A 14279-nucleotide genomic window follows, 5' to 3' on the forward strand; every position below is an offset into this window, starting at 1 on the left:
GTGGGCGCGCCGAGTGCCCTAGTCGGGGTCGAGGCCGACGGCGCGCCATCCGCTCGCCACGGCCCGCGACTCGCGCGATGCGACGCCGAACCGTGCCCGTGCCGCCGCGTGCGTGGCGGCCGCGAACACCTCGAAGCCGTCGTCGGGGCCGAGCACGCCGTCGGTGAGAGTGTCGTACCAGACGCGGCCCGCGTGCTCCCAGGCGAACCCGCCGAGCTCGACCGCGGCCAGGGCGAAGGCCCGGTTCGGGATGCCCGAGTTGAGGTGCACGCCGCCGTTGTCGTCGCGCGTGTGGATGTAATCGCGGAAGTGCGACGGCTGCGGGTCGCGACCGAGGACGTCGTCGTCGTACGCGGTGCCGGGCTCGAGCATCGAACGCAGCGCGCGGCCCTGGACGAGCTCGGTGAAGATCCCCTCGCCGATGAGCCAGCTCGCCGCGCCGGCATCCTGCCCCATGGCGTACTGCTCCACGAGCGCTCCGAACACGTCGGAGACGTGCTCGTTCAGCGCCCCCGACTGGTCGCGGTAGCGCAACCGGGCGGTCGCCTCGGTGACCCCGTGCGCGAGCTCGTGCCCGATCACGCTGAGCGACTGGGTGAATCCGCGGAAGACCTCGCCGTCGCCGTCGCCGAACACCATGCGCTCGCCGTCCCAGAAGGCGTTGTCGTAGCGGTCGCCGAAGTGCACCGTCGCCTCGAGCGGCGCGCCCGCGCCGTCGATCGCGTCGCGGCCGTACACGCGCTGGAACAGCCGGTACGTCTCGCCGAGGCCGTCATACGCCTGGTCGACGGCCTCGTCGCCCGTGTCGGGCTCGCCCTCGCGGCGGACCAGCCGGCCGGGCAGCGTCTGCGCGCCGCCGGCGTCGGAGATGCGGCGATCCGGCTCGGGCTCGGCGCCGGGGCGCAGCGAGGGGCGGCCCTCGTGTTCGGGCGGCACCGCGAACGGCGGGTGCCCGCCCTCGACGCGCAGCTCGCGCATCGGAACGTCGTGACGGAGCGAGCGCCGTGCGGCCTCCGCCGCGACGTCGAACTGATCGGTCGCCTGGGCGACCCGAAGCAGCAGCCACGGCGGCACGATGCCCGTGCGAGGGCCGGCGTCGCGCGGGTGAGGGGCGGGCGGCATCCGGGTCATGGGTCGATGCTCGCATGCACTGCCGACAGCGTCGCGTCCCCCCGGCCGCGAGTCGCCTGCGAGTAACGGACCATCGCGGCACGGCATGGCAGGCTGGTGGGGTGACCGCGACCGCCCCTGCAATCGCCGACGTGCGCACGCACCCCGTCGCGCTGGTGCCGGCGCTGATCGTCTGCGGCGCGGCCGTGATGCTGTTCGGCTTCCAGATCAGGATCGCCGGGTACGCGCTGCTCGCGATCGGCCTCGTCATCGCCTGGCTCGTCGACCGGTCGGGGCGCACCGAACGGCTCGCACCCGACCTCGCGCTCATCGCCGTCGGCCAGGCGATCATCTCAACGATGCCGCTCGAGGCCGACATCTCGTGGTGGAACATGGTGCGCTTCGCGATCGTGCTCGGTTCGGCCGTCGCGGTGCCGTACGTGATCTCGCGGTACGTGTACGGCGACCGCGTCATCCGCTTCCCGTGGCGCACGGGCCGCAGGTGGACCCGCACGCAGTGGCTCTACCTCATCGGCGTGACGTTCGCCGGATGGCTCATCCTGCCGTTCTACTTCATCACCTCGGGCGTCTACACGAACTGGCCCACGGTCGTCGCGCCCGACGAGATCGCACGCCTGTTCGTCGGCGTCAACGCGGTCGGCACGTGGGACGAGCTCTTCTTCATCTGCACCGTCTTCGCGCTGCTGCGCCGGCACTTCCCGACGTGGCAGGCGAACCTGCTGCAGTCGATCGTGTTCGTCTCGTTCCTGTGGGAGCTCGGCTACCAGGCGTGGGGCCCGCTGCTGACCATCCCGTTCGCGCTCATCCAGGGTTACACGTTCAAGCTCACCAAGTCGCTCACCTACGTGCTCGTCGTGCACCTCATCTTCGACGCGGTCGTCTTCGCCGTGATCGTGTACGCGCACAACGGGTGGCCGGCGATCTTCCCGTTCGTGCCGGGCGGCGTCGCCGGCGGGTGACGGATGCCTCGGGGCGGCCCGCTTCCCCCGGTCCGAGCGTTCACGACGAGCGCAGCCGCAGTGCGCTCCGCACCGACAGGAGCGCCAGTACGAGCGCGGCGGCCACGATGGCCGCGCACAGGGTCCACTCGAGCAGTCCCGGCCGAGCGGGTGGGAACTCGAACACCGCGCCCGCGTCGCTGCGGTGGAGCGTCGCGGTCGCGCCGACGGTGAGATCGTCGCTGCGCACGTCGGCGCGTGCGCCGTCTGGGAGTTCCACGCCGACGACGCGGAACGGCGCTCGGCCGCTGCCGCGCCGGTCGCCGACCAGCCGCTCCTCGATGCGCTCGTCGACGACGGTCGCTTCGACCGGCGTGTACGACGCGAGCGCTCGGGCGGAGGTCTCCCCGATCACGGCGACCGCCCACACCGCGAGTGCGATGGCGATGAGCGCGAGCACGGCGGCGGTGAGCGCAGGCGGCGGGTATCCGCCGCGGTCGTCGTTTCGTCGTTCTGCGGGGGTCATCGCGGTGCGATCCATCGGTACGTTCACGCACGCGCGACCACGCCGGGCGGCGTCCGAGCTCAGCGTGCGACGTCCGCGCCGTGGTCGCCGAGCCAGTCGAGCAGCACGGCCGCGTGGTTGACCCGCTCGTCGCGCGCACCGAACAGGAGCGTGACCCGCTCGTGCTCGCGGCCGGTCGCGAGCAGCGCTTCGGCCGCGGGATTCCCGTCGAGCTCGACGCGGTAGCGCGCCGCGAACTCGTCGAACCGCTCGCCGGCCGCGTGGTGCCACTCGGTGCGCAACTCGGGGGAGGGCGCGACGTCCTTCGCCCATCCATCGAGCTCGGCGCGCTCCTTCGAGATGCCTCGGGGCCAGAGCCGGTCGACCAGTACGCGATACCCGTCGGATGCCACTGGCGGGTCGTAGACGCGCTTCATCGTGAACGCCATGCGCTCAGTCTGCCGGTTCGCGTGGAGCCGCCGCATCCGGACGACCGGCAGTCAGCGATTCCGCCTGCCGCGCAGCCCGACGACGAGGAGCGCAACCCCGAGCACCGCGATGATCGGACCGAGCACGGCCCACAGGGTGGAGCCCGTCATCGGGCTGCCGCCGAGCAGGCCGACCCCCTGGAGCGTGAAGACGACGCCCGCGACGACCGCGACCGTGCCGGCGGTGACCGGAAGCACCCTCATGCAGCGCAGCCTCCCCGACTCCACGACCGTCCGCAAGACCCGGCCGCGTCGACCGACGGCGGCGGCATCGGTGCGCGCGGCGCGATCGGCTTCGAGCGTCGGGCCGGTGGCATCCGCTCTGCTAGAGTATTGAGGTTGCCGTGAATCGGCCGCGCATGAAGAGAGCCCAGGCATCAGGCCCCGGGCAGCGCGCAACGAGAAGGAAGGGGATCCCATCTATGGCTCTGGATGCAGACACCAAGAAGGCGATCATCGAAGAGTACGCGACGCACCCCGGTGACACTGGATCCCCCGAGGTCCAGATCGCGATCCTCACCAAGCGGATCAAGGACCTCACCGAGCACCTCAAGGAGCACAAGCACGACCACCACTCGCGTCGTGGCCTGCTGCTCCTCGTCGGTCAGCGTCGTCGTCTGCTCGGCTACCTCGCCGACGTCGACATCAACCGCTACCGCTCGCTCATCGAGCGTCTCGGGCTGCGCCGCTAAGCGCTGCAGACCGCGCGGCTCTCGACGACACCGCGAACTTCTTGCGAAGGCCCCCCGCCGGCTCATCACGAGCCCGCCGGGGGCCTTCGTCATGCCGGGCGCGGTGCTGCGGCGACCCCGCGAGAACGGATGCCGCCGCATGCCCTGTCAACCCCGTTGAGCCCGCCACGGGGCCTCCGTACCGTCGAACGGGTCCGACGACGAGAGGAGTGTCCCGCATGGCCGAACGACTGGACGGCAAGACCGTCGCCTTCCTGGTGACCGACGGGTTCGAGCAGGTCGAGCTGACCGAGCCGTGGAACGCGATCAAGGGCGCCGGCGCCGAGGTCCACCTGGTGTCGCCGTCCGAGGGCACGGTCCTCGGCATGGACCACACGGACAAGGGCGACACGTTCGACGTCGACCGCGACGTGAGCGACGTCGCCGCTGACGACTACGACGCGCTCGTCCTGCCGGGCGGCGTCGTCAACGCCGACCACCTGCGCATGGACGAGGCCGCCGTGGGGTTCGCGCGCGCGTTCTTCGAGCAGCACAAGCCCGTCGCCGTGATCTGCCACGGCGCGTGGACGCTCATCGAGGCCGACGTCGTCCGCGGCCGCACGATCACGTCGTACCCGTCGCTGGCGACCGACCTGAGAAACGCGGGCGCGGACTGGGTCGACGAGGAGGTCGTCGTCGACCAGGGGCTCGTCTCGAGCCGCAGGCCCGACGACCTGCCCGCGTTCATCGACAAGGCGATCGAGGAGATCGCCGAGGGGGAGCACGCCGGCCAGGTGGCCTGAGCCCCCGGGCCGAACCAGGCGAGGATGCCGCGGGCATGGGGTTGCCCGCGGCATCCTCATGCCCGTGCCCGGTGCGCCCTCGCCGCCATCCGGTTGCCGCACCGGGTGCTGCAGTAGCGCTTCGACGCGTTCTTCGACAGGTCGACGAACACGCCCGTGCAGTCGTCGGCGTCGCAGCGGGCGAGGCGGCGCGTCTCATCGGCGCGGATCACATCGACGAGGGCCATGGCGCCCTCGACGAGCATGCGCTCGGCGAGCGGGACGTCCTGCGACACCGCGTGGATGTGCCAGTCGAGGTCGTCGTGCCGCATGAGGCGCGGCGTGGCATTCGTCTCCTCGAGGATCGCGTTGACCGCCTCGACCATGGCGTCGCGCTCCAGGGTCCAGATCGCGCGGAGCCGGTCGCGCACGGCGCGGACCTCGTCGAGCTCGCGCCGGTCGCCGTCGCGCCGACCCGAGAACCCCCACGCGTCGAGGAGCGCCGTCAACTGCGCGGTCGTGGCGAGCTCGTCCTCGCCGGATTCCGACGCGCCGGGGACGGTATCGGCGACCGCCGCCATGAACCCGAGGGCCGCTGTCGTGTCAGCGGTGAAAATCATTTGACTCCTGACATCCGTTCGGCTACTGTCACGAGCATAACGACGTTCGGCCCTGACGTGGCCGACGGCGCGCAGGTCGTTGAAGGGGGCATCGTGCGTGCATCACGGGGGATCGTCGGGATCGCGCTGGGACTGGCCGCGGGCCTCGCCTTCGGTGCGGGCGGCGTGTTCGTCAAGCCGCTCCTCGAGGGCGGATGGTCGCCCGGCGCGGCCGTGCTCGCACGGATATCCATCGCGGCCGTCCTGCTCGTGATCCCCGCGCTGATCGCCCTCCGGTTCGACCTCCGCCCGCTGTGGCGCGCCCGCTGGACCGTGCTGCTCTACGGCCTCGTCGCCGTCGCGAGCGTCCAGGTCGCGTTCTACGCCTCGATCGAGCGCATCCCGGTGTCGATGACGCTGCTCATCGAGTACCTCGCCCCGATCGCGCTCGTGCTGTTCGCCTGGGTGCGAAGCCGACGGATGCCGCAGCTCATCGTGCTGGGCGGCTCGGTGCTCGCGATCGCCGGACTCTGGCTCGTGATCGGCCCGGGCGGCGGCGACCTCGACCCGCTCGGCCTCATCTTCGGCGCCATCGCCATGATCGGCGTCTGCGTGTACTACGCGATCGGCGAGCGCGCGACCGAGCAGCTGCCGCCCGTCGCGCTCCTCGCCGCCGGATTCGTCGTCGGCGCGATCGCCCTCGGGATCGCCGGCGCGGTCGGGGTCCTGCCCATGGAGGCGACGTTCACCGACATGGCGTTCGTCGGCGGCACCGCGCCCTGGTGGGTGCTGCTCCTCACCGTCGGCGCGCTCTCGACGGCGTTCGCCTACACCGCGGGCGTCGCAGCGATCCGGATGCTCGGTTCCAGGCTCTCGTCGTTCCTCGGCCTCTCCGAAGTGATCTTCGCAGCGATCGTCGGCTGGATCCTCCTCGGCGAGGCGCTCGGCCCGCTGCAGGTCCTCGGCGGCGTGCTGATCCTCGGCGGGATCGTGCTCGTCCGGCTGGAACGCGGCGACCGGACCGCGGCGTCCGTCGCCCTCGACATCGACCTCGCACCGGTTCCCGACGGCACGACGGTGGATCCGCCCGCCGACCCGCAGCGCCCGCGCGTCGCCGAGCGCGCGTAGGCTGCGCGCATGCGCTTCGGACTCGTCATCCTGCCCCAGTACGAGTGGCCCGAGGCCGCGAGGCTCTGGCGCGACGCGGAACGGCTCGGCTTCGACCACGCCTGGACCTACGACCACCTGTCCTGGCGCGGGCTCGCGGGGGAGCGGTGGCACGCGACCGTCCCGACCCTGACGGCGGCCGCGATGGTGACCGAGCGCATCCGCCTCGGCACGCTCGTCGCGAGCCCCAACTACCGCCACCCGGTGCCGTTCGCGAAGGACGTCGCGACGCTCGACCAGATCGCCGGCGGCCGGGTGGTGCTCGGCCTGGGTTCGGGCGGCACCGGGTTCGACGCGTACGTGCTCGGACAGGGCGAGCTGACGCCGCGCGAGCGCTACGAACGGTTCCGCGAGTTCACCGAGGCGCTCGACCTGCTGCTCCGCTTCGAGCGCGGCTCGGGCGAGGGCATCACGTACTGGGGCGACGAGTTCTCCGCCGACGCGGCGCGCATGGTCGGCGAGCCCGCCCAGCGGCCGCGCATGCCGTTCCTCATGGCCGCGAACGGCCCTCGCGCCATGCGGCTCGCCGCACGGTTCGGCTCGGGCTGGGTCACCACGGGTCCGAAGGCGTACACGGATGCCGCGTGGTGGGCGGGCGTCGCCGCGCTCGTCGCCCGCCTCGACGAGGCCTGCGCCGCCGAGGGACGCGATCCCGGCGACCTCGACCGGGTGCTGTCGCTCGACGACGAGGCGCGGTACTCGATGGCGAGCGTCGGCGCGTTCGAGGACGCGGTCGGCCGCGCACGCGAGCTCGGCTTCACCGACGTCGTCTCGCACCGCCCGCGGGAGCACGGCATCTACGCCGGCGACGAGGCCGTGCTCGAGGAGGTCGGCGCCCGGCTCGAGGCGCTGCGGTGACGGATGCCGCGGCCTGCGCCGTGCTCCGCCGCGGGTAGCCTGTCGTGGTGCCTGCGCCCCGCTTCGTCCACCCGCTCCGCTGGGAGCCGCTGCCGTACCTCGTCCTCCTCGTGCTGCTGGTGCTGACGGGGCTCATCCGGCCCGAGTCCGGCATCGCCTTCGCGGCGCTGGTCGTCGCGATCGCGCTGGCCCTCGCCTGGCTCGCGACCGTCTTCGTGCGCGAGCGGCGGATGCGGAATCCCGATCCCATGGGCGACCTGAGGAGCCTCGACGAGCTCGACCTCGTCGAGGCTCCGTCGGCCGGCGGCACGCTGCGCACGGTGGTGCCCGTCGCCGACGCATACCGCCACCAGGCCGCGATCGACCTCGCGCGCCTGGGCGGCGGCGCCGACCAGCATGCCGTGCTCGTGCCGCGCGCCCGGCGGTGGCTGTCACCGCGATACCGCATCGGCGTGCAGCTCGTCGGCGGAGGCCGGCCACGGCACGCGGGCTTCGTGGCGGATGCCGCCGACGCGACCTGGCGCGACCGGCTCGACGCGCTGCGCGAGGAGGGACGGTACGTGCGCGTGCCCGCGCGGATCGAGGGCGCGGCGCGGCCGTTCCGCGTCGACCTCGACGTCAGCGGGCTGGCTGCCGTACTCGGTGACGACGGAGCCGACGCCTCCGGATAGGCAAGGATTCGTCACCACTACGGGTGCCCCCTATACGGGGTTCACGGGGGCAAGTCAAGACTGTTTCTTCCGGTGACAACGCGCATAGGGTCTCCGCTTGAGGGGCGTCGACGAGGATGCTCCCCGTGAAGGAGAGACGATGTATCGAACTGCAAGGCTTTCCCGCCGTGCAACGGTGCTCGCGACCGCGACATCCGTGGTCGGCGCACTGGCACTCGCGCCCGCAGGGGCGGCACTCGCCGCACCCGGCAAGTCGTGCGACGCGCGCAACAACAACACCGTCGCCAAGCTGCTCGAATGCGTGAGCGCCGACGGTGCCCTGGAGCACCTCGAGGCGTTCCAGGCGATCGCCGACGAGAACGACGACAACCGTGCCGCCGGCACGTCCGGCTACGAGGCGAGCGTCGACTACGTCGTCGAGGTCCTCGAGGCCGCCGGATGGGACGTGTCGATCGACGAGTTCCCGTACACGTACGTCGGGCCGTCGACGCTCACGCAGCTCACGCCGGTGAACGCCGAGTACCCGACCGGGCCCTTCACGGGCAGTGGCGCGGGCGACGTCACCGCCGACGTGACCCCCGTCGACATCCAGCTCGGTCTCGGCAACACGAGCACCAGCGGTTGTGAGGCCACGGACTTCACGGGCTTCCCGGTGGGCGACATCGCCCTCATCCAGCGCGGTGCCTGCAACTTCAGCATCAAGGCGCTCAACGCCGAGGCCGCGGGTGCCGCCGGCGTGATCATCTTCAACCAGGGTGAGGTCGACACCGACGCCAAGCAGGGCCTCATCGTCGGCACGCTCGGCGGCTCCAACGTCGTCGACATCCCGGTCGTCGGCGCGAGCTACGCGCAGGGCGTCTCGCTCGCCGAAGCCGGTTCGACCGCGAACATCATCGTCCCCGAGCCGGAGTCGCGGCCGCAGAAGAACGTGATCGCCGAGAAGACCGGCGTCAACGACGACAACGTCGTCATGGCCGGTGCGCACCTCGACTCGGTGCAGGCCGGCCCCGGCATCAACGACAACGGCAGCGGCTCGGCCGCCCTGCTCGACCTCGCGGAGAAGATCTCGAAGCTCGAGCCGCAGAACACCATCCGCCTCGCGTGGTGGGGTGCCGAGGAGAGCGGCCTGATCGGCTCCGAGGAGTACGTCGCCGAGCTCAGCCAGGAGGAGCAGGACCGCATCGCGCTGTACCTGAACTTCGACATGGTCGCGTCGCCGAACTACATCTTCATGGTGTACGACGGCAACGAGTCCGGCTGGACGGCCCCGGCGGGCGTGCCCATCCCCGACGGCTCGATCCAGATCGAGCAGCTGTTCGAGCAGTACTACACGAGCGTCGGCGAGCCGTATGACGACGCCCAGTTCAGCGGCCGCAGCGACTACGACGCATTCATCCGCGTCGGCATCCCCGCGGGCGGCCTGTTCACCGGCGCCGAGGTCGTGAAGACCGAGGAGCAGGCGGCGATCTGGGGTGGCGTGGCCGGCGAGTCGTACGACCAGTGCTACCACCAGGCATGCGACACGATCGACAACGTCAACCTGCACGCGATGGGCGTCAACGCCGACGCGGTCGCGCTCGCCGTGCTCGTCTACTCGTACTCGACGGAGTCGGTGAACGGCGTCGAGGGCGTGAACATCCCCGGCGGGCTGAACCTGCCCGAGGCGGCGGGTCCGGAGGGCACCATCGGCGGCAACGCCGGCGGCCTCGACCCCGACCTGGTCCACGACCACGACCACCACCACGGACCGACCGAGACGGAGTAGCCCGGATCGATCGACCCCGGCGGGGCCCGTCGCGAGAGCGGCGGGCCCCGCGCTCGTCCGCGGGGGCGGGCGGTAGCGTGTGCACGTGGTCGAGTCCAGTGGCACCATCGGCCGGTTCCCCCGGCGCGGCGTGGCCTCGGGCCGTCGTGCCGCCGCCGTGGACGACGAGCGCTCGCGCGACGACCGGCTTCCCGACATCGACTGGCGCGTGCTCCCGCCGGGTGCCGAGCGCACGACGTTCGCAGCGCCGAGCGGCGCGCTCGCCCGGGTCGCGATGGGTCCTGCCGACGGCCCGCGCATCGTGCTGGTGCCGGGAGCCACGGGGTCCAAGGAGGACTTCGTGCTGCTCATGCCGTTGCTGGCGTCATCGGGTCATCGGGTCGAGTCGTTCGACCTCGCCGGACAGTACGAGTCGGCGGATGCGGGTCCGTGGAACCTCGTACCGCCCCGCGAGCACTACGACGAGCGGCTGTTCGTCGACGACCTGCTCGCCGTACTCGACGACGGCGCGCCCGGCGCCCACGTGCTGGGCTACAGCTTCGCCGGGACGATCGCGCAACGGGCGCTCGTCGAGCGCCCCGACCGGTTCACGAGCCTGACGCTGCTCAGCACCCCGCCGCTCGCGGGGCAGGTCTTCCGCGGGATGAAGGCCATCGGCCCGATCACCGGCGTCGCGTCGCCCCGTCAGGGTGCCGAGCTCATGCTCTGGGGCATCCGCAACAACCTCAACCGCGTCCCGCCCCGTCGGCTCGCGTTCGTCCGCTCCCGATTCGCGTCGACGCGCCGCGAGAGCGTCGTCGACATGATCGGGCTGATGATGCGCACACCGGACCTGCGCCGGGAGCTCGCCGGCTCGTCCGTGCCGATGCTGGTCGCGGTGGGGGAGCACGACATCTGGCCGCGGCGGTTCCACGAGGCGTTCGCGCGCGAGATCGGCGCCCGGTTCGAGGAGTACCCGTCGGGACACAGCCCGTGCGAGCAGTCTCCGAACCAGCTCGCACGCGACCTCCTCGCGCTCTACGCCGAGGCTGGACTCACTCCCTGACCGCGTCCGACGGTGGGCGGGCGGCGCGCCGCCGCTCGGCTCGCCGCCGGAGCGGCGGCCAGGCGCGGCGGTCGACCTTCAGCGTGTGGAATCCCATTCGGACGCGCCGCCACAGCCCCGACGCGCTCTCGAACGGGCGGGCCGACACTCCGACGACGAGCGATGGCTCGTACGCGACGGTCATGCCGGGCTGCATCCACCATGACAGGTCGAGGTCGTCGTGCACGTCGGCACGATCGCGGTGCACCACGTCGCGCAGCACCGCCCACGCGTCGCGGCGCAGCGCGAAGTTGGATCCGAACAGCGGAGGATGGCCGAGGAGTGCGCCGATCGCGACGAAGTAGCCGCCGAGGTAGAGGCGGCGACCCGCCCACCGACGCGGAGCCGTCCCGCCGTAGAAGTTCCCCGTTGCGGTCACCGCCGTCGGGTGGTCGGGGTGCGACATCCGTCGCTCGACCTGCTCGAGCCAGTCCGGCGCGGGCACGGAGTCGGCATCCAGCCTGGCGAGGATGCTGCCGGATGCTGCGTCGAACCCGGCCGCGGTCGCGGGCCAGATGCCCAGTGCCGGCGGGCGCACGACCCTCGCGCCGGCCGCGTGGGCGACCGTCGCGGTCCCATCCGTCGAGTCGGCGTCGACGACGATGACCTCGTCGGCCGCGCGGGTCTGCCGGGCGATCGCCTCGAGGCACGTCGCGAGGTACGACGCGTCGTTCCGGCTGGGAATGACGACGGAGATCGTGAGCACGGTCATCCGCAGCCGGCCTGGCCGGCGCGCGGCGGCCGGCGGGGCTCGACGCTCCGGGGACGAGATCGCGTCGAACCCTGCATGGTCCCCTCGATACGGGCTTCACCGACGGATGTCAAGGCCGAGCGCTCGCCCCGCTCGGCCTGCCGGAGCCTCGTCGCGGACGCCGGCGGCAGACTGGGCGTCGTGGAGACGATCGTCAAACGCAGTGCCGATGCACCGGAGGGCTTCTTCGAGGCGGAGGCGGCCGGACTCGCCTGGCTCGCCGCGGCCGGCGGCGTACGCACGGCGAGGGTGCACGGCGTCGGGACCGCGTGGATCGAGCTCGAGCGGATCGACGAGACCGGGCCCGCGCCTGCCGCCGCGTCGGCCTTCGGAGTCGCGCTCGCCCGCACGCATGCCGCCGGGGCGAGCGCGTTCGGCGCCCCGCCGGACGGCTGGAGCGGGCCGCTCTTCATCGGCCGTCGGCCGATGCCGTCGGCGGCCGAGCCGACGTGGGGCGCGTTCTACGCCCGCGACCGCGTCCTGCCGTTCCTCGCGATCGCCGAGCAGGTCGGGGACGTCACGCCGGTCGAGGCGGAGCTCGTCCGTCGGGCCGCCGCGGCCGTGGCATCCGGAGCCTTCGACGACGACGAGTCCCCGGCACGGATCCACGGCGACCTCTGGAACGGCAACGTGCTGTGGTCGGCGGACGGCGTGGTGCTCATCGACCCTGCCGCGCACGGCGGCCACCGCGAGACCGACCTGGCGATGCTGCAGCTGTTCGGCTGCCCGTTCCTCGAGGACGTGCTGGAGGCGTACGACCGGGCAGCGCCGCTGCGATCAGGATGGCGCGAGCGCGTGCCGGTGCACCAGCTGCATCCGCTGGCCGTGCACGCCGCCGGGCACGGCCGGGGGTACGGCGTGGCGCTCGCGGATGCCGCGGAGGCCGTGCTGGCACTGGCCTGAACGGCGTCGCACCCCGCCGGGAATAGTCTGGTCGCGGCATCCGTTCTCATCAATTGCATGCCAATGTATGCAAAGCCGAGGAAGCCCAGGAGGGCGAGAGACATGCAGTTCGGAATCTTCACCGTCAGCGACATCACGCAGGACCCGACCACCGGCCGCACGCCGAGTGAGGCCGAGCGGATCCAGGCGACGCTGACGATCGCCAAGCACGCGGAGGAGGTCGGGCTCGACGTGTTCGCGCTCGGCGAGCACCACAACCCGCCGTTCTGGTCCTCCTCGCCCACGACGACCCTCGCCTACATCGCGGGCCAGACGAGCACGCTGCAGCTGTCGACCGCAACCACGCTGATCACCACGAACGACCCGGTCAAGATCGCCGAGGACTACGCGATGCTCCAGCACGTGTCGGGCGGCCGCGCCGACCTCATGCTGGGCCGCGGCAACACCGGACCCGTTTACCCGTGGTTCGGCAAGGACATCCGCCAGGGCCTGCCCATCGCGATCGAGAGCTACGAGCTGCTGCACCGGCTCTGGCGCGAGGACGTCGTGGACTGGGAGGGCAGGTTCCGCACGCCGCTGCAGGGCTTCACCTCGACGCCGCGGCCGCTCGACGGCGTGCCCCCGTTCGTCTGGCACGGCTCGATCCGCACGCCCGAGGTCGCCGAGCAGGCCGCGTTCTACGGCGACGGCTTCTTCGCCAACCACATCTTCTGGCCCGCCTCGCACACCCAGCGCATGATCGCCCTGTACCGGCAGCGGTACGAGCACCACGGGCACGGCACGGCCGCGCAGGCGATCGTCGGCCTCGGCGGCCAGGTGTTCATGCGGAAGAACTCGCAGGACGCCGTGAACGAGTTCCGGCCCTACTTCGACAACGCGCCCGTCTACGGACACGGCCCGAGCATGGAGGACTTCACCCAGCAGACCCCGCTCACGGTCGGCAGCCCGCAGGAGGTCATCGACCGCACGCTCGGCTTCCGCGACTACGTCGGCGACTACCAGCGCCAGCTGTGGCTCCTCGACCACGCCGGCCTGCCGCTGAAGACCGTGCTCGAGCAGCTCGACCTGCTCGGCGGCGAGGTGGTGCCGGTGCTCCGGCGCGAGTTCGCGAAGGACCGCCCGGCCGAGGTGCCCGACGCGCCCACGCACGCGTCGCTCGTCGCGGCGACGTACGGCGACCGGGCGCCCCGCCAGGCCACGCCCCGGGCCAACCGCGGCGACAACCTCACGGCCGGCTCGCCCTACCAGGACGCCGAGCCCGAGCCCGCCGTGGCGCAGGGTTCGGCATTCGGGCTCGCCGCGACCCGGACGGCGGGTGTCCGATGACCGCCAAGCGCATCGTCGTCGTCTCGTCCGGCCTCAGCACGCCGAGCTCGACCCGGCAGCTCGCCGACCGGCTCACGGCCGACGCCGTGGGCGTCCTCCGCGAGCGGGGCGTCGAGGCCGAGGTCCGCACGGTCGAGCTGCGCGACCTCGCGCACGACATCACGAACCATCTGCTCACGGGCTTCGCGCCGCCGAAGCTGCAGGAGGTGCTCGACGAGCTCGCCTCGGCCGACGGCCTCATCGCCGTCACGCCGATCTTCTCCACGAGCTACGCGGGCCTGTTCAAGTCGTTCATCGACGTGATCGACCCGCAGTCGCTCACCGACCTCCCCGTGCTCATCGGCGCGACCGGCGGCACCCCGCGGCACTCGCTCGCGATCGACTACGCCATCCGGCCGCTGTTCACCTACCTGCACGCGATACCGGTGACGACGGGCGTGTTCGCCGCCACCGGCGACTGGGGCGGGGGCGGCGACGGCGTCCGCTCCCTCCCGGAGCGGATCTTCCGCGGCGCGCGGGAGTTCGCCGAGCTCGTCGAGCGCACCGACCGGAGCGACCGCGTGAACGACCCCTTCGCGCTCGACCGGCCCATGGGCCACCTGCTCGGCGGGCTCGCGGGGGAGTAGCCGCAGCGCGCGCC

General features: G+C 72.1%; 17 protein-coding genes. 11 read left to right on the forward strand and 6 right to left on the reverse strand.

All coding sequences use genetic code 11. The features are described from left to right. Nucleotides 1–18: 18 nt before the first annotated feature. Nucleotides 19–1131: a M4 family metallopeptidase gene (locus tag ACULK4_RS07305; protein ID WP_445965466.1), complete on the reverse strand. Its 1113-nt coding sequence runs from the start codon at nucleotides 1129–1131 to the stop codon at nucleotides 19–21. 101 nt (nucleotides 1132–1232) lie between these two features. On the opposite strand from ACULK4_RS07305, the gene ACULK4_RS07310 reads away from it, so the two are divergent. Continuing rightward, nucleotides 1233–2090 (forward strand): CPBP family glutamic-type intramembrane protease, encoded by an 858-nt coding sequence (locus ACULK4_RS07310; RefSeq protein WP_445965467.1) that lies wholly within the window; start codon nucleotides 1233–1235, stop codon nucleotides 2088–2090. A 40-nt stretch (nucleotides 2091–2130) separates the two neighbouring features. On the opposite strand, the gene ACULK4_RS07315 is transcribed toward ACULK4_RS07310, so the two are convergent. Genes ACULK4_RS07315 through ACULK4_RS07325 form a run of 3 tightly spaced genes read right to left on the reverse strand, consistent with a single transcriptional unit; the run spans nucleotide 2131 to nucleotide 3266 of the window. Beyond that, nucleotides 2131–2595, reverse strand: coding sequence for a hypothetical protein (locus ACULK4_RS07315; protein ID WP_445965468.1), 465 nt, complete (start codon nucleotides 2593–2595; stop codon nucleotides 2131–2133). Between the two features lie 59 nt (nucleotides 2596–2654). Beyond that, nucleotides 2655–3023: a DUF488 domain-containing protein gene (locus tag ACULK4_RS07320; RefSeq protein WP_445965469.1), complete on the reverse strand. Its 369-nt coding sequence runs from the start codon at nucleotides 3021–3023 to the stop codon at nucleotides 2655–2657. A gap of 51 nt (nucleotides 3024–3074) precedes the next feature. Then, nucleotides 3075–3266, reverse strand: coding sequence for a hypothetical protein (locus tag ACULK4_RS07325; RefSeq protein WP_445965470.1), 192 nt, complete (start codon nucleotides 3264–3266; stop codon nucleotides 3075–3077). A 218-nt stretch (nucleotides 3267–3484) separates the two neighbouring features. Here ACULK4_RS07325 and rpsO point away from each other — a divergent pair, with 218 nt between their 5' ends. Beyond that, nucleotides 3485–3754, forward strand: a complete 270-nt coding sequence (rpsO, locus tag ACULK4_RS07330) for a 30S ribosomal protein S15 (protein WP_067946678.1) — start codon at nucleotides 3485–3487, stop codon at nucleotides 3752–3754. Nucleotides 3755–3972: 218 nt separating this feature from the next. Further along, nucleotides 3973–4536 (forward strand): type 1 glutamine amidotransferase domain-containing protein, encoded by a 564-nt coding sequence (locus ACULK4_RS07335; protein WP_445965471.1) that lies wholly within the window; start codon nucleotides 3973–3975, stop codon nucleotides 4534–4536. Nucleotides 4537–4592: 56 nt separating this feature from the next. On the opposite strand, the gene ACULK4_RS07340 is transcribed toward ACULK4_RS07335, so the two are convergent. Further along, nucleotides 4593–5135, reverse strand: coding sequence for a CGNR zinc finger domain-containing protein (locus ACULK4_RS07340; RefSeq protein ID WP_445965472.1), 543 nt, complete (start codon nucleotides 5133–5135; stop codon nucleotides 4593–4595). Nucleotides 5136–5228: 93 nt separating this feature from the next. Between ACULK4_RS07340 and ACULK4_RS07345 the strand changes: the two genes are divergently transcribed. From ACULK4_RS07345 to ACULK4_RS07365, 5 genes are all read left to right on the forward strand, one after another. Next, entirely contained in the window at nucleotides 5229–6242 is a 1014-nt protein-coding gene (locus ACULK4_RS07345) for an EamA family transporter (RefSeq protein ID WP_445965473.1), read from the forward strand. Nucleotides 6243–6251: 9 nt separating this feature from the next. Beyond that, nucleotides 6252–7139 (forward strand): LLM class flavin-dependent oxidoreductase, encoded by an 888-nt coding sequence (locus ACULK4_RS07350; protein ID WP_445965474.1) that lies wholly within the window; start codon nucleotides 6252–6254, stop codon nucleotides 7137–7139. 47 nt (nucleotides 7140–7186) lie between these two features. Next, complete coding sequence (locus ACULK4_RS07355; RefSeq protein ID WP_445965475.1) at nucleotides 7187–7810, forward strand: hypothetical protein; 624 nt, start codon at nucleotides 7187–7189, stop codon at nucleotides 7808–7810. Nucleotides 7811–7949: 139 nt separating this feature from the next. Further along, complete coding sequence (locus tag ACULK4_RS07360; protein WP_445965476.1) at nucleotides 7950–9575, forward strand: M28 family peptidase; 1626 nt, start codon at nucleotides 7950–7952, stop codon at nucleotides 9573–9575. A gap of 85 nt (nucleotides 9576–9660) precedes the next feature. After that, on the forward strand, nucleotides 9661–10620 hold the full coding sequence (locus tag ACULK4_RS07365; RefSeq protein WP_445965477.1) for an alpha/beta fold hydrolase: 960 nt from the start codon (nucleotides 9661–9663) through the stop codon (nucleotides 10618–10620). Here the strand turns inward: ACULK4_RS07365 and ACULK4_RS07370 are convergent. Beyond that, complete coding sequence (locus ACULK4_RS07370; protein ID WP_445965478.1) at nucleotides 10610–11371, reverse strand: glycosyltransferase family 2 protein; 762 nt, start codon at nucleotides 11369–11371, stop codon at nucleotides 10610–10612. The genes ACULK4_RS07365 and ACULK4_RS07370 overlap by 11 nt on opposite strands. Nucleotides 11372–11560: 189 nt before the next feature. Here ACULK4_RS07370 and ACULK4_RS07375 point away from each other — a divergent pair, with 189 nt between their 5' ends. The 3 genes from ACULK4_RS07375 (at nucleotide 11561) to ACULK4_RS07385 (ending at nucleotide 14265) form a co-directional block, all read left to right on the forward strand. Further along, nucleotides 11561–12313: a fructosamine kinase family protein gene (locus tag ACULK4_RS07375; protein WP_445965583.1), complete on the forward strand. Its 753-nt coding sequence runs from the start codon at nucleotides 11561–11563 to the stop codon at nucleotides 12311–12313. 102 nt (nucleotides 12314–12415) lie between these two features. Continuing rightward, nucleotides 12416–13639, forward strand: a complete 1224-nt coding sequence (locus ACULK4_RS07380; protein ID WP_445965479.1) for an LLM class flavin-dependent oxidoreductase — start codon at nucleotides 12416–12418, stop codon at nucleotides 13637–13639. Further along, entirely contained in the window at nucleotides 13636–14265 is a 630-nt protein-coding gene (locus ACULK4_RS07385) for an FMN reductase (RefSeq protein ID WP_445965480.1), read from the forward strand. Before ACULK4_RS07380 ends, ACULK4_RS07385 begins: the two co-directional genes overlap by 4 nt. The last annotated feature ends 14 nt before the right edge of the window (nucleotides 14266–14279 follow it).

Source organism: Agromyces selenitireducens (assembly GCF_052748465.2).